The following is a 19,771-nucleotide window of genomic DNA, read 5'->3' as shown; positions in this document are numbered from 1 at the left end:
GTTTTATGTCAGTGAACGCACTTTTCACTACTGAACATTGCGTGACTTCTGCCTCGCCGGACGACGACGGCCGCCCCCGGGCGGGGGCGGCCGTCGGACGTCGCGTCGTGTTCGCGTCGTCGTGTGTCGCCTTTTGTCGTGGCCGCCGGTCAGGAACGCCGGAACCAGGTGTCGAACCTCGACGAGTCCGTCGCGGACTTCGTCGCCAGGACGAGGTGAAGGGTCTTGCCGGTGCAGGTGAAGGCGCCGGAACCGAGGGCGATGGTCTCGGGCTTGCCCTTCTGGTAGTTCGGGGCCAGCGGGTACGTCGCGTCCGGAGTGCTCCTCCCGGCCTTGCCCGTGCGGGCGCTCGCGTCGCCCCTGGCCTTGCGCACGTCGGCCTGCAGCAGGCCCTTCCTGTTGCCCTTGACGGACGACGGGACGGTCAGCCGTCCCGTGTACCGGCTCCACATGGCGACCGCCGCGCCGTTGCGGGTGCCCTTGCTGGTCAGGGGCTTGGAGCCGCGGAAGTCCCACGCCAGGGACTTCTTGGCGACCTTCAGCCGCACCCCCTTGCCGCCCGTCCCGGTGAAGTCGTAGCCCTCCCCCTTGGCGGTGAAAGCGTGCTTCACCATCGTCCATTCACCGATGGCGCACGCCTTCGCGGCCGCCGAGGCGCCCCCCGGCACTCCCGCGATCGCACCGGCCGCCACCGCCGCGATCGCTGCCCCGCGCACAACATGTCCGAACAAAACGTCCCCCTCCGTCGGATGGCATGCCCGCAGAAACCTAGTACAGGCGGTGTTCCGCGACCGTCGATTTACCCGACGATAAGAAAAGCACTGCCCTATAGGAGGGTCATTGCGGGCGCGGTCACCGAATTGGTGGTTGATCCATCCGGAAACCGTCGACGCAGGTGGAACCCAGGTCGCCATGCTGGAATTCGGCGTTGTATATCGGGATTCTTCTGATGCTGCGGACGACGCGGGTCCGCGGCGATCCCGGGCGCGGCGCACTCGGTCGCGGCGCTCTCCGACCCGGCGCTTTCCGGTTGTCAACGTGATGTGGCGCGAACCGGCCACGTCTGCGGAGAGTCGGATGGTTCGTTATAGGTTGCGGTACTGCGCTAGGAGACGGGGGTGCGAGAGATGGTCGACGAAGAGGTGAACGAAAAGCGAGCCGCGCGAGATCTCGACCGCGCGACCGCGAACATCGCCCGGATGAACGACTACTTCCTCGGCGGCAAGGACAACTTCGCCGTCGACCGGGAGACCGCCGACGCGCTGCTCGCCCTCGCCCCGGAGATCAAGCCGATGGCCGAGGAGATGCAGGACTTCCGCCGCCGCCTCGTCCGGCACCTGCTCGCCGCGGGCGTCCGCCGCTTCCTCGACTTGGGCTCCGGGCTGCCCACCCGGGACGCCACCCACCAGATCGCCCACTCGGTCGACCCGTCGGCCCGCGTCGTCTACGTCAACGACGACCTCGTCGTCCTCGCGCACGCCCGCGCGCTGCTCGGCGGCGCCGCGGGCACCGCGGTCGTGGACGGCTCCGTCGTACGCCCCCGCGACCTGCTCTCCGAGCCCGCGGTCGGCTGCCTGCTGGAAGGCGGCGAACCCGTCGGGGTGCTGGCGCTCGGCACCCTCCAGTTCATCCCCGACGTGGACGGGCCGCTCGACGGCGTCCACACGCTGATGGCGGCCATGCCGTCCGGCAGCCACCTCGGCCTGTCACACGTCGTCTTCGACGGCCGGCCCGACCTCGCCGAGCCGATCGTGCAGATCTACCAGGCGGTCCTGTCCACCGAGGAGCCCGGCGCCCGCACCACCGCGGACGTGCTCCGCTACTTCGACGGGCTCGAACCCGTCGAGCCCGGCCTGGTGCACCTGCCGCACTGGCGGCCGGACAACCCGCTGGCCGCGCGGGCCGCCGAGCCGGGGTTCATGATCGGCGGGGCGGCCCGCAAGCCGTGACGGCTAGGCCGGCGCGAGCAGCCGGGTGAGCAGGTCGTCCAGGCTGATCATGCCGGTGATCTCGCCCGCCTCGTCCCGGACCAGCGCGAGCTGGCTGCGGTGCAGCCGCAGATCGGTGACGGCGTCGGCCACCGCGATGTCGTGCCGCACCACCGGGATCGGATGCGCCATCGTCCCGGCCGCGGGTGCCGCGCCCTTGGCCCTGGCCAGGTAGGCCTCCCGCGCGTGCACGACGCCCGTCACCTCGCCGTCCGCGGTGCACAGCAGGAGCCGGGTGACGCCCGAGCGGGTCGACACGTCGATCACCTCCTGCGGCAGCGCGTGCGCCGACACGGACACCGCGTCCGTCAGCCGGATCACCAGGTCGCCCAGGCCCGTCCGGGGCGCGTCCAGGGCGCGGCTGAGGAGGCTGCGGTCGGCCTCCTCGATGAGGCCGAGCCGCCGGGACTCCTCCACGAGATGCCTGAGCTGCTCGGGGGTCCGCGAGACCTCCAGCTGGTCACGCGGCTCCACCCTGACCAGGCGCAGCAACCCGTTCGTCACATGGTTGAGCGCGGTGAGCAGCGGCCGGAACAGCGACGTGAAGCCGCGGAACGGCACCGCGAGCAGCAGCGCGGAACGCTCCGGCCGCGCGATCGCCCACGACTTCGGGGCCATCTCCCCGACGACCATGTGCAGGAACGTCACCAGCGCGAGCGCGATCACGAACGAGACCACGTGCGCGACGCCGTCGGACAGCCCCGCGTCGTGGAACACGGGGGTGAGCACCTCGGCGATCACCGGTTCCGCGACCACACCGAGGCCGAGCGAGCAGATCGTGATCCCGAGCTGCGCGCCCGCCAGCATCAGCGACAGCTCCCGGATGCCCGCGACGGCCTGCGCCGCGGCCCGGCTGCCGCCTTCGGCGGCCTGCTCCAGTCTGGGCCGCTTCGCCGCCACCAGCGCGAACTCGGCGGCGACGAAGAAGCCGTTGCCCGCCAGCAGCAGGACGGTGAGGACCAAGCCCGTGGTGAGGCTCATCGCGCGCCCTCCCTGACCGGCTCCGCGGCCGCGACGGGCACGGACCGCAGTCTGATCTTCTCCGCGACATGGTGGTCGACGGAGATGACCTCGATCGCCAGGCCGTCCGCCTCGATCAGGTCGCCGGGACCGGCGATCCGGCCGAGCCGCTGCTGGAGCAGGCCGGCCACGGTGTCGTAGTCGCCCTCGGGCAGGTGCAGCCCGGTGAGCTGCGCGATCTCGTCGATCCGCAGGCCCGCGTCGGTGTGCCACCAGCCGTTGATCACCCGGGCGAGCGGCTCGTCGCCGTCGTCCTCGTCGGAGATCTCGCCGACCAGTTCCTCGGCGACGTCCTCCAGCGTGATCAGCCCGGCGAAGCCGCCGTACTCGTCGATCACACAGGCGATCTCGTCGCCGCAGGCCCGCATCTGGGCGAAGACCGCGGGGAGCGCCAGGCTGGTGGGCACCACCAGGGCGGGCCGGGCGAGGTCGCCCGCGAGCCTGGGGTCGCCGTCGGGCACCGGCATCAGCTCCGGCAGCCCGATGACTCCGACGATGTCGTCGACGCGCTCGCCGACGACCGGATAGTGGGTGTGGCCCTGTCTGGCGATCACCTCGGTGATCTCCGAGATGGTCGCCGACGCCTCGATCGTGGTGACGTCGACGCGCGGGACCATCGCGTTGCTCGCGGTCCGGTCGGAGAAGACCAGCGCCCGCTCCAGCAGGTCCACGTGATCGTGCGCGAGATGCTTCTCGGACTCGCCGATGATGTGCCCCAGCTCCTCCAGCGTCGCGCCGTGGTGCAGTTCCTCGACGGGCTCGATGCCGACCGCGCGCAGGAGCCGGTTCGCCGCGGAGTCGAACAGCACGATCACCGGGCGGGCCAGCTTGAGGTACACCAGCGTCGAGGGCGCGAGGACCCTGGCCAGCGTCTCGGGCTTGGCGAGGGAGAGGTTCTTGGGGAAGAGCTCGCCGAGGATCATCTGGACGACGATGGCGAGCACGAACGCGATGCCCAGGGAGATCCCGGCGGCCATCGCCTCGGGCACCCCGAGCGGGCCGAGCAGCGGTTCGATCACTCCGGCGATCGCGGGCTTGGCGATGAAGCCGACCACCAGCGTCGTCACCGTGATGCCGAGCTGGGCGCCCGACAGCATGAACGACAGGTGCTCGAGCACCTTGACGGCTCTCGCCGCCTTCTTGTCACCTTCCCTGGCCGCCTCTTGCAGGGCGAGCCTGTCGGCGGTGACGTAAGCGAACTCCTGGGCCACGAAGTACCCCGTGGCTGCGGTCAGCAGGACGACCGCGAGAAGACCGAGCGCGACCGTCACCGGCCCACCTCCCGAGCCTTCGGCCGCCCCCGTCTATGACCGGGGTCCGAGTCCACGGACACCAGCCCTCCTCTCCATGTTGTCTCGCTGCCCAGGATAAACGGACGGTCGCCCCTCGTGGTTACGACTGATCGTCCGTCTTCTGCAACGCCCGGGGCGCCGGATTCCGTCCCAGAAGCGGGAGGTGATCGTCATGGCGGCAGCGCGCCGGGCAAGGTCGTTCCGCCGGTGGTCCTGGCGGCGGTGGGCCGCGGTGGCGGCGGCGGTGCCCCTGGTGGCCGCGGGCGGGTTCGCCGGGGGTGTGCGGGCCGATCTGGTCCCGCGCCCGCTCGGGTGGCCGGAGGCGCTGAGCCCGCCGATCCTCGACGCACGGGGCTGCCCGACGGGCGTGGGCGACGCGCAGATCGACTGGGTGCCGTTCCTGTGGTTCGACGGGCGGCAGTACACGGCGTGGGGACCGGAAGGAAAGCTCGAACTCGTCGAGCCCGGGCGAGTGTCGGGGGCACTCGGCGAGATCACGTGCAGCGTGCCGTCGACGGGATCCGCCGATCTCGCCATGGAGCCGCACCCTTATCCCGATGGGTCCGCGCCGTTCGTGCCCGTCGGCACCCCGGTCCACGGGCTGCGCGGCCTTCCCGTGAAGTGCGCGGTCGCGATGGAACTGCACGGGAAGATGACCGTTTATCACGCGATCGCCGAGAACGCGGACCGGCCGAAGGAAGGTTGCTCCAGAAACCGGGTCTCATAGGCCGATACGGACGGCCCGGAAACCGGACGTTTGACAATTAACCACAACATGTCAAACGAACCGCGTCGTAATAGTGTGAAATTTATCAGTAACGTGGCTAGACCGGCGTCCGGCATCCGAGATTTGATGATCACGACGCGAAGTCTCCTCGCGCGCTCCCCCGTGTGCCCGCACCACACATCCGGAGGCCTACTTGATCATCTTTGTCAGCGGCTTCAACCGCAGCGGCACCACGGTGCTGCTGGAGGCGGTCGCGGCCGCGTCCGGAGGGACACCCTTCACCGTCGGCGACCTCATCCGGCACGGCTCCCCCGGCCTGTCCTCGCGATTGACCGCCCTCGTGGAGGCGCCGGAACCCGTCGACCGGGGCGTCGACGCCAGGCCCGTCACCGGCGCCACGCCCGAGGAGTACGGCTGGCTTCTCGTCGACCAGAAGGTCTCCTCGCGCCTCACCTCGCGCTTCCATCCGCGCGGCGCCGGCCTGCTGCGCCGGATCGCCGCGGAGATCGAGGAGCGCGCGGGCGTCGCGGTGCTGAAGAACCCGTCCGACACCGGGCGTGAGGCGCTGCTGCTCGAAAGCTTCCCCGACGCGAAGATCATCCTGTCCCGCCGCCCCCTCTCCGGAATCTACGGCAGCGCCGACCGCGCCCTCGCCCGCGGCGCCCGCAGCACCGCCTACGGCATGGCGCTCACCGACCGCAGCCTGTTCGTGCGCCTCGCCATCCGCGCCCAGCTCACCCGTCCGGGCGCCGCCTTCCTCTCCTTCCTCGGCCGCTGGAACCTGCGCCTGCGCGTCTTCGGCATGCTGCGCGCCACCGCCCGCCTCCCCCTCGACCGCGTCGCCTTCCTCGACTACGAGGAGCTCGTCCACGACCCCGAGACGGCCGCCGTCTGGGCCGCCCACGTCCTCGACCCGGACCGCCTCGCCAAGGAGTTCTCCCGCTCCCACTCCTTCCCCGGCAACCCCAGGCCCCCTTCCTCCCGCCTGGACCGCTACCTCGACGCCCGCTGGCACCGCCTCTGGACCGCCTCCCGCACCCGCCAGCTGTCCGAAGGCATCCTCCCCATCCCCGCCCACCACTCCTGACCTCCCCCGAACCCGACCTCCACTCGGGCCGGACACCGGACACCGGAGACGGGCGCTGACGGGTCAGGGCTGGTAGCGGTAGCCCATGCCCGGTTCGGTGAGGAGGTGCCGGGGGTGGGCCGGGTCCGGTTCGAGCTTGCGGCGGAGCTGGACCATGTACTGCCGCAGGTAGTGCGTCTCCCGCAGGTACGAAGGGCCCCAGACGGTCTTGAGCAGATGCTGCTGGGTGACCAGCTTGCCGGGATTGCGGAGCAGGACCTCCAGCAGGTGCCATTCGGTGGGAGTGAGCCGCACCGCCCCGTCCGGGCCCGCCGCGGTCTTGTCCGCGAGGTCGACCTCCACGTTCCCGATGCGGGCGCGCGCCGCGGTCTCCCCCTGCGCGGTCCGCCGGGTCACCGCGCGGATCCGCGCGATCAGCTCCTCGATGTTGAACGGCTTGGTCACATAGTCGTCGGCCCCCGCCTCCAGCGCGTCGACCTTGTCGCGGCTCCCCGACCTCCCCGACAGCACGATCACCGGCACGTCGGTCCACCCCCGCAGACCGTGGATCACCTCGACCCCGTCGAGGTCGGGCAGGCCCAGGTCCAGCACCACGAGATCCGGCTCGAACGTGCCCGCCAGCCGCAGCGCCCCCGTCCCGTCCTCGGCCGTCTCCACCTCGAACCCCCGCGCCCGCAGATTGATCCGCAGCGCCCGCACCAGCTGCGGCTCGTCATCCACCACCAGCACCCGCGTCATGGCCCCTCCCCCACCCGCAAATCCCCCGCCACCTCACCTTATTCCCCGCCCCATCGCACCCCCACTCCGCATCCGCCCGGCTTTGCGAGCGGGCGGACCGCCCGGCGCTGCGGCGGATCGAGGGAGAGACCACAGAATCGCCGCCTGCCTGTATCTCCCCGTGGGTGGACCGTCAGGTGACGGCGGTGTCGTGGGGTGGGGGTGGGGAGATCGCCGGGAGAGAGACGATCATGGTGAGGCCGCCGCCCGGAGTGTCCTCGGGGATGAGGGCGCCGCCCATCGCCTCGGCCAGGCCGCGGGACAGCGCGAGACCGAGGCCGACGCCCCGGTGATCGCCGCCGCCGCGGTCGTCGAGCCGCTGGAACGGAAGGAAGACACGTTCCCTGTCGGCGGCGGGCAGACCCGGGCCCCGGTCGGCGACGCGCAGCTCCACCCGGTCCCGGATCGTCCCCGCGGTGATCAGCACGGGGGCGTCCGGTGGGCTGTACCGCAGCGCGTTCGCCACGAGGTTCACCAGGATCCGCGCCAGCAGGGACGGGTCCGCGAGGACCTCGGGCAGGTCCGCGGGCAGGCCGACGCGCACGACGCCCGGTGGCGCACCGAGTTCGTCCAGCGCGCGGGGCACCGCGTCCTCCAGCGCCACGGGACCGACCATCATCCCGAGCGCGCCCGCCTGGAGCCTGCTCATGTCCAGCAGGTTCGCCACCAGCCGGTCGAGGCGGTCGAGTGACGCGGCGGCGGTGTCGGCGAGTTCGGCCCGTTCCTCGTCCGTCCACACCACGGTCGGCGAGCGCAGGCTCTCCACCGCTGCCTTCGCCGAGGCCAGCGGGGTGCGCAGGTCGTGGCTGACGGCGTTGAGCAGGGCCGAGCGCATCCGGTCGACCGCCTCCAGGGGCCGGGCCCGCTCGGCCTCGGCCTCCAGCCTCCGCCTTCGCAAAGCGGCCCCCGTCTGCACCGCGAACGCCTCAAGGATCCGCCGATCCCCCGCAGGCAGGATCCGCCCCCGCAACGCCAGCACCAGCCCCTCCTCCACCACCACCTCCGTATCCGCCTCCCCCGGCTCCGTACACGGCCTCCCCCCATCCGTGGCCACCACCCGCCACCCCCGCCCCCCACCCGAAACCCCATCAAAGCCTGTCACCCCACCCGAATCCGCCAGCCCGACCTCGACCGCGCTGGGACGGCCCCCCACAGACCCGGCTGACGCCTTCGTCGCCCCACCCGAAGACACCGGCCCGACCTCGGGCTCGCTTGGGCGGACCTCCGCAGGAGCGCCCGCCGACCCGTCCTGCGCGTTCGGCGGGCCGGCGTGGGGAGTGCTCGGGCCGTCCGTCGTGGAGGGAGGCGTCGGCGTGGTGGGCGGGTTCGGTGCGTCTCGTGGCGATGGACGGATCGGCGGCTCGGGTGTGGGAGAGGTGGGGCCGCGGTGGGTGGGGGCGGGTTCGGGGACGCGTTCCAGGAGCGTGGCGGACTCCAGGGAGAAGGTCTCGCGGAGGCGGTGCAGGAGGAGGCCGACGGCGTGCTCTCCGCGCAGGACGTCTCCGGCGAGGGTGGACAGGAGCTCGGCGTCCGCGCCGAGACGGGCGGCCTCGCGGGAGCGCCGGGCCGCCAGGTGGACGACCGTGCTGACGCCGACCGCGACGAGGATGAACACCACGAGCGCGATGAGATCGTCCGGGTCGGCGATTCCCGGGGCGTGGAACGGCTCGGTGAAGTAGTAGGTGAGCAGGCCGAACCCGCCGACGGCGGCGAACAGCGCGGGCCACAGCCCACCCGTCAGCGCCACCGCCACGACCGCCGCGAGGTAGAAGAGGATGTCGCTCGGCAGCCCCAGCGACCCGCGCAGCGCGGACAGGCCCCAGGTCAGCAGGGGCAGTCCCACCAGCGCCAGCAGGAACCCCAGCGCCTTCCGGCCCGGCGCGAGCCCGGCCGGGGCGGCCCTTGGACGGCTGCGGCCGACGTGCTCGTGCGTGACCATGTGCACGTCGATCGGCCCCGACAGCGAGGTGGTGGTCACCCCGACGCCCGGCGACAGGAGCTGCGCGAACCTGCCGCGCCGTGACACGCCCAGCACGAGCTGGGTCGCGTTCACCGCCCGCGCGAAGTCCAGCAGCGCGCGTGGCACGTCGTCTCCCACGACCTGGTGGTAGGTCGCCCCCATGCTCTCGGCCAGCTCCCGCAGCCGTGTCAGGGAGGCGGGCCCGGCCCCCGCGAGGCCGTCTCCCCGGGTGACGTGCACGGCCAGCAGATCGGCGCCCTTGCCGCGCGCGGCGATACGCGCGGCGCGCCGGATCAGCGTCTCGCCCTCCGGCCCTCCGGTGAGCGCCACGACGACCCGTTCACGCGCCTCCCAGGTACCGCCGATGCCGTGGGCCGCCCGGTATCCGGCCAGCTGCTCGTCGACCTTGCCCGCGAGCCACAGCAGCGCGAGCTCGCGCAGCGCCGTCAGGTTCCCGACACGGAAGTAGTTCGACAGGGCCGCGTCGACGTTCTCCGGGGCGTAGATCTCCCCGTGCGCCATCCTGCGCCGGAGCGCCTCCGGCGCCATGTCGACGAGGTCGATCTGATCGGCCCGGCGCACCACCTCGTCCGGCACCGTCTCGTGCTGCGCCACCCCCGTGATCTGCGCGACGACATCGTTCATCGACTCCAGATGCTGGATGTTCACGGTGGTCACCACGTCGATCCCCGCCTCGAGGATCCGCTCGACGTCCTGCCACCGCTTCGCGGCTCCGGCGCCCGGCACGTTCGTGTGCGCCAACTCGTCGACCAGCGCCACCCGGGGCGCCCGCGCGATGACCGCCGCGACGTCCATCTCGCTCAATACGGCGCCGCGGTACCCCACCTCGCGGCGCGGGACGACTTCGAGCCCTTCGGCCATCGCGAGCGTGCGAGGCCTGTCGTGCCCTTCCAGATACCCGATGACGACATCGGTCCCCCTCTCAAGCCTGCGCCGCCCCTCCGCGAGCATCGCGTAGGTCTTGCCCACCCCGGGAGCGGCGCCCAGAAAGATCCGCAACTGCCCCCTGGCCATGCCGAAATGCTATGCCGAACACCGCAACCCACGCTTCAGGCCCTGTGGGCAACTCCCCGATCCCCCACCAGGTCAGGCCGCACGCGGGGTGGTCCGCCCGACGGCGGCGGTCAGGCGGTGAGCGCTCGGGCGCCGCGGCGCGCTGCCCAGAGCGCCGCGAGCGCGGTGCCGGCCGCGAGCCAGGCCGCGCCCGCGGGGCCGCCGGGCAGCGCGACGAGGGCGATCACCGTGAGCGTGACCGGCCCCGCGCCATGCCAGAACGCGACCTGGAAAGGGACGCTGTTGCCGAAGGGGGTGTCGATCCCCGTCAAGGCGGCCTGAGGGAGGAAGCCTCGGTAGGCCCCGGCCAGGGCGGTCGCCACCGCGGCCGGGAGCAGGAGGGCGACACGGGCGAGCCCGGCCGGATCCGCGCCCAGGCCCGCCAGGGCGGCCGCGCCGACCGCGGTCAGCGTCCCGGCGACGGCCAGCGGGGTCAGCCCGAAGGCCAGCGCCAATGTTTCTGGACGCAGCGGCAGGTATCTGGTGCGGCCGGGGTCCCCCGCGCAGGACCGCGCCCCCTCCGTCAGCGCCGACACCGCGAGGTAGAGCAGCCCGCAGGACGCGGCGACGCCCGCCGGCCCCGGCGACTGCGCCGCGAGGAGCGCGAGCACGGTCAGGACCGCCGACCTGAGCAGCCGGTCGACGTCCCGAAGGAGCGTGACGAGATCGCGCCAGGCCGGGGCGAGCACAGGCAGCGTCGGCAGCGGAACCCGGACGGAGGCCGAGAAGTCGGCGCGCGCCGTCTCTCCGGTCCCCGCGGCCCAACCGGGGTCGACCAGCCACAACCCGGCCTTGAGTCCGCCCGTCAGCTCGGCGCCCCGCCTCAGCTCACCGAAGGTGCGCGACGAAAGGCGCCGCGCCGCGAAGACGAGCGCGCAGACCGTCACGACGGCCAGTGCGGCGAGCCCCGCCCAGGCGGACGGCTCCCCGACGACGCCCTGCGCCGCCCAGCCCCAGGGACCCGACCACAGAGCGCCGGACGCGCCGGGCACGCCCTTCCACGCGAGGGCCGCTGCACTGGCGAGCAACAGGAGCAGCGCCGCGTACCAGGAGCGTCGTATCCAGGTCGGCCCCGACGCTCTGAGCGCCGCGCTCAGGGTGCCAAGGAGAGCTCCCGCGAGCGCGCTGGTGGCCAGGGCCGCTCCCGGCACCGGAGGCAGCGGTAGAACCGTCCGCCACAGGACGAAGAGCACGATGAGGCACAAGGCCGCGCCCGCCGCGGCGCGCACGGCGACGCCCCGGGCGAACGCCGAACCGAGCACCGTCTCCCACCGGACGGGCGACGGCAGCACCCAGTCGATCACCGCCGCGTCCACCGAGACGGGCCCGCGCAGGACGCCCTCGCGCACCGATCCCCAGAGCACGGCCAGTGCCGTCACGGCCACCGCGAAGGGCGCCAGCGCCACGGCCCGCCCAGGATCCGCCGTGCTCTCCAGCGCGTCCCGGACCGAGGCCCACGCCGTCGGCCCTGCGACCGCCGCCACGAGCACGCCCACATAGACCTGGTAGGCGACGCCGCCTCGCCGCGCCCGCCTGCGCCCGCCGCGCACCAGCGCGAGCACCGCCCTCGTCTCATCCAACGCGGGCGGGGTCATCCGGGATCTCCGAGGTCGATGGTCGTGGAGGCTGCGGCGAGGAGTTCGGGGCTGTGGGTGGCCGCCAGGATGGCGGTCCCCGAGGCGCGCCGTGCGGTGAGGGTGTCGACCAGCCAGGCGCGGGCCCGGGCGTCGAGGTGTCGTTCCGGCTCGTCCAGGAGGAGCAGGCGGGTCTCCTCGGGGATCAGGACGGCGGCGATGCCGAGGAGCTGGCGCAGGCCCCTGCTGAGCTTGTAGGGGCTGACGTCGGCGTGGTCGGTGAGGCGGCAGGCGTCCATCGCCCAGGCCGTCCGGGCCGCTGCGCGGTCGCGCAGCCCGTGGCCGACCGCGACGAGCATCAGGTGCTCGCGGACCGTCAGGTCGGGGAAGGCGCTGACGTCGTCCAGCACGCCCACGCGGGCACGGAACCACCGCTCGGACCGGCGCGGTCTACGGCCCCAGACGGCGACCTCGCCTTCGTCGGGCAGCTCCTCCCCGCAGATGAGCCGCAGAACCGTCGACTTCCCTGAGCCGTTCCCGCCGCGCAGGACGGCCATCTCGCCCTCGCCGACCTCGAACGCCACAGGGCCGACCCGTCGTCCACCTCCGAAGTCCCGGACCAGCCGGTCCGCCGTCACCACGCCCATGCGCCCATCCCACCACGCGCGCCGGCGCCGTGGGTATGGGCATCCAGCGCCGTGGCCCCGACGGCCCCGGCCTCGGGGGCGGAAATATCCCCGGAAGGATCCTCGTTGAGTGCCGGTGAGAGGAGGGACGATGAGGATCGTTCCCGTTTTCCCCGGGGTGGGTTCGGAAGCCGAGCGCTGGGACCAGGCGAACCTGCTCTTCGAGGCCAAGGACTACCGCACGGCGATCGACCTGCTGAAGCCGCTGGTCGAGGAGTTCCCTGCGCAGTCCGGCACGAGGCTGCTCTTGGCGCGCGCCTACTTCCACACCGCTCAGCTGCGGCGTGCCGAGGCGGAGCTGCGACGCGTCCTGGAACTCGAGCCCACGGAGGCGTACGCGCACCTCATGCTGGGCCGCACCCTCGAACGGCAGAGCCGGGACGCCGAGGCGGCCCCGCACCTGCGGATGGCCGAACTCTGGGGCCTGTGACGCCCCACCTCCCCGCCGACGCGCTGATGGCCCGCCTCCTTCACGGAGGCGGGCCATCGGCGTCGGTCAGCCGCGCTCTCCCGGGACGGACAGCGGCACCGAGATCTTCGCCTCGAGCTCGACGGTCCCGGCCGAGCGCTGCCAGTCGAACAGCCCGGTGATCGGCACGATCTGGAGGACGAGATCGGATCCCGGCGTCAGGGTGTGCGCGATCGCCTCGAGGTCCCTGGTGACCGTGTGCCGACGCCCGTCGAGCACGACGGGCAGCGGCGTCGCCTGGTTGCCGACGACCTTGCCCGTCCTGCGGTCGACGATCTGCGCGAACAGCGCGGTCTTCGCCTTCTTGGCCTCGCCCTTGTAGTGCACGGTCAGCCGCGGGGAGCCGACGGTCTGGGCGGACCCGGACGGAGCCGGGATGGGCACGTTCACCGCTTTGTCCGCCGGTTCCGCAGCCATGACGTAGGACGGGAACGGAAGTCCGCTCTCGGACTTCTCTTCCTCGCGCGTCAGGTACGGGTAGATGTCGGCCCGGGAGAACTTCAGGGAGCCCGATCCCCGCGCGTCCAGGGATCCGGCCGAAGCGAGCGGGTAGGACGACGCTCCCCGGTAGACCCCGTACTGGTCGATGTACTCGAAGGCGGGTCCGGTGTCGGCCTTGCGGTCGCCGTTCAGGTACCTGTCGAGCCAGGCGAGGGTGGCCTTCTGGAGGTGGTCGTCAGGGCCGTCGTCCGTGGCGCAGCGGCCGTGGCCGCCGCAGAACCAGATCATCTTCGCGGGCGCCCCGTTGCCCTTGACCGTCCGGTAGGTGGCGATGCCCTCCCGGAGGGTGAAGAGCGTGTCCACGGTGCCCTGGAGCACGAGGGTCGGGATCTCGATGCGCTCGACGAGGTGGGCGGGACCGTGCGCGCGGAACCAGCGCTCGACGTCGTCGGGGATCTTCCCGCTCGCCAGCCCCGTGACGCAGCCCTTCTGGACCTGCCAGGAGAGCTTGTTCCCGTTGAGGAATCCTCCGCTGCACAGCAGCGTCCCCCAGCCGGCGCGGAAGATGCCGTCGGTGTACAGGGTGTCCACAAGGCTGTTGAAGGCGATGCTGGGGACGATCACGTCCACGCGACGGTCCAGGCCGGCCGTCACGAGCTGGATGGCGCCGCCGTAGGAGCCGCCCGTCATGCCGAGCCTGGGGTCGCCCTTCTTGTCCAGGCGTACTTCGGGCTGCTTCGCGATCCAGGTGATGAGCCGCTTCATGTCGCGGCCTTCGACGCGCGGATCGTCGACGTTCGCGCTGCCCTCGGAGCCGAACCCTCGGGCGTTCCAGGTGACGACGTTGTAACCGGCCTTCAACAGGTAGCCGAGCTGCCCGTCCTTGCGGTCGGTCTCTCCGCGGCCCGCCCATCCGTGGCCGAGAAGGACCACAGGGCGGCGCTCGCCCTTCTTCAGTCCCGGCGCGCGGAAGAAGTGCGTGGTGATGCGGACTCCGTCGAAGCTGCGTACCTTCACCGTCCGCTGCGCGGGCGCAGCGTGCGCGGGAGCGGCGGGGATAAGAGAGGCCGCGGTGAGCATGGCCGCGACAGCGGCCGAAAGGCGGCGTGCCATAGGTGACTCCTGGGGGGTGGTGAGCCGAACCGGCCCCCCGACCCGATCATTACCCGAGAGTAGGGTTCGGCCGCCGCACGTTCAAGAGCCCGAGATCGCCCTCTCTCCGTCCCACCGGGAAGTGACGGACCCCTCCTATAAGGTCGGCGGCGTGACCGATCGTTCCACCTACGCGCCTTTCGTCTTCTTTGAGTACGACCACAGGCCGGGCACGTACTGCCTCATGCTCAGCGACGACTGCATGGCGGACACCGCACCCGTCTTCAAGGAGTGCGACCGCGAAGGCGACGGCGGCGGCTGGAACGGCGTGGCCCGCTCGAGCCTGGAGTCCCGGTCCCCCGACCTCGCGCCCCTCATCACCCTGGAGTCGGAGCCGAACATGTTCGTCGCCCTCTCCGAAGACCCCTTCGCCCTCCAGACCCTGGCCCGCTACCTCCAGGAGGCCTTCCAGACCCCGCCGATCCTCCGCGCCCTGATCAACACCGCGTCACCCGCCTGGTTCGCCTGAGCCGGCTCCGGCGAACCAGGCGCGAAGCGCCCGCCGCTTCGCCCGTCCGTCCTCAGGTGTCGAGGGCGTGCGGGAGGCCACGGGCGAAGCGGCGGGCGTCGATCCGCTTCAGGCCGTCGAGCTGTGGCGGCTGGTAGAGGGGCCAAAGGGTGGGCGCGGCGGCGGCGGAACCGGCCTCTTGCAGGAGGGCGGCCACGGCCCTGCGGGCCGACTCGTTGGCCGACTCCATCGTGGCGAGGTCGGTGTGCGTGCGCAGGTAGTCGCCGGCCAGGAACAGGTTCGGTACGCCGGTGCGCGCCTCGGGCCTGTCACGCCAGCTCCCGATGGTGTTGACGGTGAGGAGCTCGTCATTGGAGTTCTGGCCGGTCGCGGCGTTCCAGGTGATCGCCGGGTCGATGAACCAGGAGTGCAGGATCGCGTCGGGCAGGACCGTGGCCCCGGTGTCCTCCAGGTGTGCCTTCATCTGCGCCCAGCACTCGGCGATGATCTGCGCCGGAGAGCAGCGCTTGGCGGGCTTGCCGTAGACCATGCCGGGGGTGTCCCAGTCGGAGACGTCCAAGGAGAGGCAGTCGGCTACCGAGCCGTCTCCGTAGTCGGCCTTGAAGTCCCTGTCCCAGAGACTGCTCTGGAGCACCGCCGTGATCTGCCAGGGCGAGTCCATGAAGCTGAGCAGTTCACCCAGGCCGCGTGGGCTCTCCCGCAGGTAGAACTGGACTCCGTTCATCCAGTCCGTCCTCAGCCTGCCGACGCCCTCCAGGGACGGCGCGAGCCGCAGCAGCTCCGGCGACCACAGGCGCACCGCCCGGTCCGGCGGCACCGCGCACACGAACCAGTCGGCATCGATCCGGTGCGCGGTTCCCGCGGCGTCGACGGACCTGGCCGACACGATCCGGCCGCCCGCCAGGTCGAAGCCCTCGACCGTCCGGTCCATGACGAACCGGACGCCGCGCTCCTTCAGCAGCGCCACCCACGGGTCGATCCACGCCTCGTTCGTCGGCCCGTTGAGCATCCGGGCGATGGCCGCGTCGTCGCCGTCCCGGCCGAGGCCGACGGCGGACAGCAGGAAGGCCTGGCCCATGTTCCCGACCGTCCGGGCGTAGGTGACGCGGTGGCCGCGCGCGACGAGCTCGCGGATGATCTCGAGACCGGGCAGGACGTGGCTGATGGCGGGAATGCCGATCATGGCGATATGGGCCATGGGATCACTCATTTCAGGGCTACGGGCGTGATCGGAAGCCGGTGCGGCAGGCGGGCGCGGCACCGGGAAGGCACGGCGGGCACGTGGCCCGCGGCGGGATCAGCCGTAGATCTGAATCTGCATGACCCGACCGTACCCGTCGGCCTCCGGGTGTCCGCAACCGGTTTTCCGGACCGTCAGTAGGCCTCGGCCTGGCCGCCGTCGATGGCGATCGTCGTGGCGTTGACGAACGACGCCTGGTCCGACAGCAGGAACGCGACCAGGTGGGCGACCTCCTCCGGCCTGCCGAAACGGCGCATCGGGTTCCTGCCGACGAGCTGGGCGCCCGCCTTCTCCGGATGCTCCGGGTCCATCTGCCTGAGCGAGTTCTCCACCATCGGCGTCAGGATCGCGCCGGGGGCGACCGCCGTGACGGTGATCCCATATCTGCCGTACTCGATGCCGGAATTGCGGGTCAGGCCCACGACACCGTGCTTGGACGCGGCGTAGCCGGACTGGTCGCCCACGCCGCGCAGGCCGCCCACCGAAGCCGTGTTGACGACCGAGCCGTGGCCCTGCGCGCGCATCTGCGCCAGCACGTGCTTGAGTCCGAGGAAGACCCCGCGCAGGTTGATCGCCACGACCCTGTCGAACTCGGCCTCGGAGTAGTCCTCCGTGAGGTTCTGCCTGCCTTCGACGTCCGCGTTGTTGAAGAACGCGTCGATCCTGCCGAACGTCTTCACCGTCTCGCTGACGTACCGCTCCACGTCGCGTTCCTTGGCCACGTCCGCGACGATCTGGACGATGTCGGTGCCCGTCGCCGCGGCCATGACGGCGTGGGCGGTCCCGGCGAGGCCGTCCGCGTCGACGTCCACCAAGACGAGCCGTGCCCCTTCTGCGGCGACCTGCACGGCGGCGGCCCGGCCGAGGCCGGAGCCGCCTCCGGTGATGAGGACGACCTTGTCGGTGAACCTGGCGGTCATGGACCCTTCATCCCCCGGCTCGGTTCACGGTGCCCTCTTCAAAAGGTCATCCGACGTCCCGTGCGAGCAGGTCGTCTTCGGTCTCCCTCCGAACGAGGAGCCTTGCCCGTCCTCCTCGGACGGCCACCACCGGGGACCGTCGGACGAGGTTGTAGTTGGAGGCCATGGCGTGGTGATAGGCGCCCGTGCACGCGACGGCCAAGACCTCGCCCAGCCTTAGATCCGCGGGGAGCGACGCGTCGGGGACCAGGACGTCTCCGGCCTCGCAGTGCCTGCCGACGATCGTGACCGGGCGGTTGTTCGCGGTGGTGGTGCGCCCGGCAAGGCGGACGGTGTAACGCGCCTGGTAGAGGGACGGCCGAGGGTTGTCGCTCATACCGCCGTCCACCGTCACGAACACCCTTCCGGACGCGGCGCGCTTCACGCCCACGACCCGGTAGAGCGTCACCCCCGCGCGGGCGACGATGGCGCGGCCCGGCTCGATGGTGAGCCTCGGCGTCGGGTAGCGGTGCCGCGCGCACAGGGTCGTCAGGGCGGCCTGGACCGCCGCTCCCACGTCGGCGGGCTCCAGGCCGGGGTCTCCGGCGCGGTAGGGAACGGCGAAGCCTCCCCCCAGGTCGAGACGGTCCAGGACGACGCCGTCCGTGGCGCGCAGGCGGACGAGGAAGTCCATGACCCGGTCCAGCGCGCGGACGTAGCGGCCGAGGTCGGCGATCTGGGAGCCGATGTGGCAGTGCACCCCGGCCAGGCGCAGCCGGTGCTGGCCGAGGATCCGGTGGGCCGCCTCGGCGGCGGCGCCGGAGGCCAGGGAGAACCCGAACTGCTGGTCCTCGGTGCCCGTCGTGAGCGCGGCATGGGTGCCGCCGTCGATCCCGGGCACCACGCGCAGCAGCACGGCCTGCGGACCGCGGAGCCCGCTCGCGGCCTGGACGGCCAGGCGGGAGATCTCCGCGGCGGAGTCGACGACGATCGTGCCGACCGCGTAGGAGAACGCGGCCCTCAGGTCCTCGCCCGTCTTACCGTTCCCGTGCAGCAGGATCCGGTCGGCGGGGAACCCCGACCTGCGCGCGACGGCGAGTTCCCCCGCCGAGCTCGCGTCCAAGGAGAGCCCTTCCTCACGCACCCACCTGAGCAGGCCCGTACAGGACATCGCCTTGCTCGCGTAAGCCACCTCCCCGCCGGGGAACGCCGCCCGGAACGCTCTGCAGCGCTCGCGTACGTCGGCCTCGTCCAGCACGTGCAGGGGTGTGCCGAACCTGCGGGCGAGGTCGGTGGCGCGCACTCCCCCGATCTCGAGTTCGCCGTCCGCGGCGAGCCGCGCGCGCAGTGGCCACACCCCTGCTTCCAGCCGCCCGGTCTCCGGGACCGCCTGTTCGGTCTTCATTGCCTGTTCCTCCTCGATGGTCCTTCGTTCCTGCGCGGCGGCCGCGCTCAGGGCGGCGCGAGCTCGTGGAGGACGAGCGCGGTGTGCGTGGTCTGCGCGCGGCCGCGGCGGCGCAGCGAGGCGAGTTCCCGGTTGAGTGCGGCGAGGTCGGGGCAGTCGACGCGGAGCGTGTAGTCGTCGTCTCCGGCGATCGCCCACACCGTCCGCACCGAGGGGCGGCGCAACGCCCACCGCTCGAACTCTTCGGCGGCCGCGCCGTCGGCGAGCCTGACCCGGACGAGCGCGACGACGCTCACGCCGCGCTCGGCGAGGGGACGCGGAGTTCGCGGGTTCCGGGGGCGAGGACGGCCTTGTCGAGCGCGCCGGCGACGTCGACGCGGATCTCGGCGACGCCGAGCGGGGCGAGCATCGCGCGCAGCGCTTCCGGGGCCAGCCGGATCGCGGGGTGCCCGGCGCCGAGGACCCGGTCGAGGGCTTCCCGTGTGGTGAACGCCAGGGCGACCCGCCCGCCCTCGGGGAGGCTGCCGAAACGCAGCGTCACCGAGCCCGACGCGTTGTTACCGACGGGTATCCACAGGGGCCGTTCGCGCTGCGGGATTTTTCTTGCTGGGATGGGGTCCATGAGGACGACGCTAGACACGAGAAGCGCGTATTTCCGGAGGTCATACGCCTTAAATACGGGCGGACCGCCTGATTCCTACGGATCCCTGACAGGGTCCGTCGGCGCACCGCGGTCACGGCTGGAAGCGGTAGCCCATGCCCGGTTCGGTCAGCAGCTGGCGGGGGCGGCTCGGCTCGGGCTCCAGCTTGCGGCGGAGCTGGGCCAGGTACTGGCGCAGGTAGTGCGACTCGCGCACATAACCCGGCCCCCAGACCTCGGCGAGGAGCTGCCGCCCGCTCACGAGCTTGCCGGGGTGGGAGGCCAACACGTCGAGCAGCCGCCACTCGGTCGGCGTCAGCCGCACGGCGGGCACGCCCTCGTCGGCGGTCACCGTCCTGGCCTCCAGGTCCACGGTGTGCCCGCCGATCCGCACGGTGCGCCGCGTCCCGTCCGAGTGCCGCCGCCGCGTCACCGCGCGGATCCGCGCGATGAGCTCCGCCATGCCGAACGGCTTGGTGACGTAGTCGTCGGCGCCCGCCTCCAGCGCCCGCACCTTGTCGCGCCCCTCCGCCCGGCCCGACAGCACGATCACGGGGACCGCGCTCCAGCCGCGCAGGCTCCGCAGCACCTCCATGCCGTCCAGCCCGGGCAACCCGAGATCGAGCACCACGAGATCGGGCGCCATCGCCGCGACCGCCCGCAGCGCCCCCGTCCCGTCGGCCGCCGTCTCGACCTCGTAGCCGCGCGCCCGCAGGTTGACGCGCAACGCCCGAAGCAACTGCGGCTCGTCGTCGACCACCAGAACCCGAGTCATCGAACACCTCTCAGAGCACAGAAGGAACCACGAACAGCGCAGGCGGCACCGCCCGCACGTGCGGGCGGTGCCCAAGGCGGCCCAGACCCCGCACAA

Annotated in this window: 19 protein-coding genes; 5 read left to right on the top strand and 14 right to left on the bottom strand. The window is 72.0% G+C overall.

Going from position 1 to position 19,771, the window contains the following annotated elements; genetic code table 11:
* Positions 1 to 149: 149 nt before the first annotated feature.
* Positions 150 to 614 (bottom strand): hypothetical protein, encoded by a 465-nt coding sequence (locus EDD29_RS44235; RefSeq protein WP_148086305.1) that lies wholly within the window; start codon positions 612 to 614, stop codon positions 150 to 152.
* A 513-nt stretch (positions 615 to 1,127) separates the two neighbouring features.
* Here EDD29_RS44235 and EDD29_RS44230 point away from each other — a divergent pair.
* Positions 1,128 to 1,949 carry an SAM-dependent methyltransferase gene (locus EDD29_RS44230; RefSeq protein WP_123670086.1) on the top strand — a complete coding sequence of 274 codons (822 nt, stop codon included), beginning with the start codon at positions 1,128 to 1,130 and terminating at the stop codon, positions 1,947 to 1,949.
* 3 nt (positions 1,950 to 1,952) lie between these two features.
* Here EDD29_RS44230 and EDD29_RS44225 read toward each other — a convergent pair whose 3' ends face one another.
* Together EDD29_RS44225 and EDD29_RS44220 are read right to left on the bottom strand one after the other, a co-directional pair.
* Positions 1,953 to 2,969 (bottom strand): hemolysin family protein, encoded by a 1,017-nt coding sequence (locus tag EDD29_RS44225; protein ID WP_123670085.1) that lies wholly within the window; start codon positions 2,967 to 2,969, stop codon positions 1,953 to 1,955.
* Positions 2,966 to 4,279, bottom strand: coding sequence for a hemolysin family protein (locus EDD29_RS44220; protein ID WP_123670084.1), 1,314 nt, complete (start codon positions 4,277 to 4,279; stop codon positions 2,966 to 2,968). The genes EDD29_RS44225 and EDD29_RS44220 overlap by 4 nt, the downstream gene beginning before the upstream one ends.
* Before the next feature lie 193 nt (positions 4,280 to 4,472).
* Here EDD29_RS44220 and EDD29_RS44215 point away from each other — a divergent pair, with 193 nt between their 5' ends.
* Both EDD29_RS44215 and EDD29_RS44210 read left to right on the top strand, forming a co-directional pair.
* Positions 4,473 to 5,027 (top strand): hypothetical protein, encoded by a 555-nt coding sequence (locus EDD29_RS44215; RefSeq protein WP_148086304.1) that lies wholly within the window; start codon positions 4,473 to 4,475, stop codon positions 5,025 to 5,027.
* Positions 5,028 to 5,220: 193 nt separating this feature from the next.
* The gene (locus EDD29_RS44210) at positions 5,221 to 6,114 is read left to right on the top strand and encodes a sulfotransferase (RefSeq protein ID WP_123670082.1); all 894 of its coding nucleotides are present in this window, start codon (positions 5,221 to 5,223) and stop codon (positions 6,112 to 6,114) included.
* A 63-nt stretch (positions 6,115 to 6,177) separates the two neighbouring features.
* Here EDD29_RS44210 and EDD29_RS44205 read toward each other — a convergent pair whose 3' ends face one another.
* The 4 genes from EDD29_RS44205 to EDD29_RS44190 all read right to left on the bottom strand — a co-directional run bounded on the left by EDD29_RS44205 (position 6,178) and on the right by EDD29_RS44190 (position 12,146).
* Positions 6,178 to 6,852, bottom strand: coding sequence for a response regulator (locus tag EDD29_RS44205; RefSeq protein WP_123670081.1), 675 nt, complete (start codon positions 6,850 to 6,852; stop codon positions 6,178 to 6,180).
* 172 nt (positions 6,853 to 7,024) lie between these two features.
* Complete coding sequence (locus EDD29_RS47520) at positions 7,025 to 9,886, bottom strand: sensor histidine kinase (RefSeq protein ID WP_246053332.1); 2,862 nt, start codon at positions 9,884 to 9,886, stop codon at positions 7,025 to 7,027.
* Between the two features lie 110 nt (positions 9,887 to 9,996).
* Positions 9,997 to 11,505: a DUF6297 family protein gene (locus tag EDD29_RS44195; RefSeq protein ID WP_148086303.1), complete on the bottom strand. Its 1,509-nt coding sequence runs from the start codon at positions 11,503 to 11,505 to the stop codon at positions 9,997 to 9,999.
* Between the two features lie 11 nt (positions 11,506 to 11,516).
* Positions 11,517 to 12,146, bottom strand: coding sequence for an ABC transporter ATP-binding protein (locus EDD29_RS44190; RefSeq protein ID WP_123670079.1), 630 nt, complete (start codon positions 12,144 to 12,146; stop codon positions 11,517 to 11,519).
* Positions 12,147 to 12,276: 130 nt separating this feature from the next.
* On the opposite strand from EDD29_RS44190, the gene EDD29_RS44185 reads away from it, so the two are divergent.
* Positions 12,277 to 12,615, top strand: coding sequence for a tetratricopeptide repeat protein (locus tag EDD29_RS44185; RefSeq protein ID WP_123670078.1), 339 nt, complete (start codon positions 12,277 to 12,279; stop codon positions 12,613 to 12,615).
* A gap of 66 nt (positions 12,616 to 12,681) precedes the next feature.
* On the opposite strand, the gene EDD29_RS44180 is transcribed toward EDD29_RS44185, so the two are convergent.
* Complete coding sequence (locus EDD29_RS44180) at positions 12,682 to 14,208, bottom strand: alpha/beta fold hydrolase (RefSeq protein ID WP_123670077.1); 1,527 nt, start codon at positions 14,206 to 14,208, stop codon at positions 12,682 to 12,684.
* Positions 14,209 to 14,359: 151 nt separating this feature from the next.
* Between EDD29_RS44180 and EDD29_RS44175 the strand changes: the two genes are divergently transcribed.
* The gene (locus EDD29_RS44175; RefSeq protein WP_170201819.1) at positions 14,360 to 14,716 is read left to right on the top strand and encodes an Imm51 family immunity protein; all 357 of its coding nucleotides are present in this window, start codon (positions 14,360 to 14,362) and stop codon (positions 14,714 to 14,716) included.
* Positions 14,717 to 14,768: 52 nt separating this feature from the next.
* On the opposite strand, the gene EDD29_RS44170 is transcribed toward EDD29_RS44175, so the two are convergent.
* From EDD29_RS44170 to EDD29_RS44145, 6 genes are all read right to left on the bottom strand, one after another.
* Entirely contained in the window at positions 14,769 to 15,725 is a 957-nt protein-coding gene (locus EDD29_RS44170; RefSeq protein ID WP_425455022.1) for an FAD-dependent oxidoreductase, read from the bottom strand.
* A 365-nt stretch (positions 15,726 to 16,090) separates the two neighbouring features.
* Complete coding sequence (locus EDD29_RS44165) at positions 16,091 to 16,876, bottom strand: SDR family oxidoreductase (protein WP_123670074.1); 786 nt, start codon at positions 16,874 to 16,876, stop codon at positions 16,091 to 16,093.
* Positions 16,877 to 16,922: 46 nt separating this feature from the next.
* Positions 16,923 to 18,260, bottom strand: a complete 1,338-nt coding sequence (lysA, locus tag EDD29_RS44160; protein WP_123670073.1) for a diaminopimelate decarboxylase — start codon at positions 18,258 to 18,260, stop codon at positions 16,923 to 16,925.
* Between the two features lie 47 nt (positions 18,261 to 18,307).
* Positions 18,308 to 18,556 (bottom strand): Lrp/AsnC ligand binding domain-containing protein, encoded by a 249-nt coding sequence (locus EDD29_RS44155; RefSeq protein WP_123670072.1) that lies wholly within the window; start codon positions 18,554 to 18,556, stop codon positions 18,308 to 18,310.
* Positions 18,553 to 18,900, bottom strand: a complete 348-nt coding sequence (locus EDD29_RS44150) for an SAV_915 family protein (RefSeq protein ID WP_483902884.1) — start codon at positions 18,898 to 18,900, stop codon at positions 18,553 to 18,555. The genes EDD29_RS44155 and EDD29_RS44150 overlap by 4 nt, the downstream gene beginning before the upstream one ends.
* A gap of 94 nt (positions 18,901 to 18,994) precedes the next feature.
* Positions 18,995 to 19,675: a response regulator gene (locus tag EDD29_RS44145; protein WP_123670070.1), complete on the bottom strand. Its 681-nt coding sequence runs from the start codon at positions 19,673 to 19,675 to the stop codon at positions 18,995 to 18,997.
* Between the last annotated feature and the right edge of the window lie 96 nt (positions 19,676 to 19,771).

The organism is Actinocorallia herbida, assembly GCF_003751225.1.
GTDB classification, from domain to species: domain Bacteria; phylum Actinomycetota; class Actinomycetes; order Streptosporangiales; family Streptosporangiaceae; genus Actinocorallia; species Actinocorallia herbida.
This window is presented reverse-complemented; position numbering and strand designations above follow the sequence as displayed.

Excerpts from the sequence above, each read along its gene's own strand:
- EDD29_RS44235 (WP_148086305.1), bottom strand. The coding sequence starts at position 614 with ATGGTGAAGCACGCTTTCACCGCCAAGGGGGAGGGCTACGACTTCACC.
- EDD29_RS44230 (WP_123670086.1), top strand. The coding sequence starts at position 1,128 with ATGGTCGACGAAGAGGTGAACGAAAAGCGAGCCGCGCGAGATCTCGAC.
- EDD29_RS44225 (WP_123670085.1), bottom strand. The coding sequence starts at position 2,969 with ATGAGCCTCACCACGGGCTTGGTCCTCACCGTCCTGCTGCTGGCGGGC.
- EDD29_RS44215 (WP_148086304.1), top strand. The coding sequence starts at position 4,473 with ATGGCGGCAGCGCGCCGGGCAAGGTCGTTCCGCCGGTGGTCCTGGCGG.
- EDD29_RS44205 (WP_123670081.1), bottom strand. The coding sequence starts at position 6,852 with ATGACGCGGGTGCTGGTGGTGGATGACGAGCCGCAGCTGGTGCGGGCG.
- EDD29_RS47520 (WP_246053332.1), bottom strand. The coding sequence starts at position 9,886 with ATGGCCAGGGGGCAGTTGCGGATCTTTCTGGGCGCCGCTCCCGGGGTG.
- EDD29_RS44190 (WP_123670079.1), bottom strand. The coding sequence starts at position 12,146 with ATGGGCGTGGTGACGGCGGACCGGCTGGTCCGGGACTTCGGAGGTGGA.
- EDD29_RS44185 (WP_123670078.1), top strand. The coding sequence starts at position 12,277 with ATGAGGATCGTTCCCGTTTTCCCCGGGGTGGGTTCGGAAGCCGAGCGC.
- EDD29_RS44180 (WP_123670077.1), bottom strand. The coding sequence starts at position 14,208 with ATGGCACGCCGCCTTTCGGCCGCTGTCGCGGCCATGCTCACCGCGGCC.
- EDD29_RS44170 (WP_425455022.1), bottom strand. The coding sequence starts at position 15,725 with ATGCTCAACGGGCCGACGAACGAGGCGTGGATCGACCCGTGGGTGGCG.
- EDD29_RS44165 (WP_123670074.1), bottom strand. The coding sequence starts at position 16,876 with ATGACCGCCAGGTTCACCGACAAGGTCGTCCTCATCACCGGAGGCGGC.
- lysA (WP_123670073.1), bottom strand. The coding sequence starts at position 18,260 with ATGAAGACCGAACAGGCGGTCCCGGAGACCGGGCGGCTGGAAGCAGGG.
- EDD29_RS44145 (WP_123670070.1), bottom strand. The coding sequence starts at position 19,675 with ATGACTCGGGTTCTGGTGGTCGACGACGAGCCGCAGTTGCTTCGGGCG.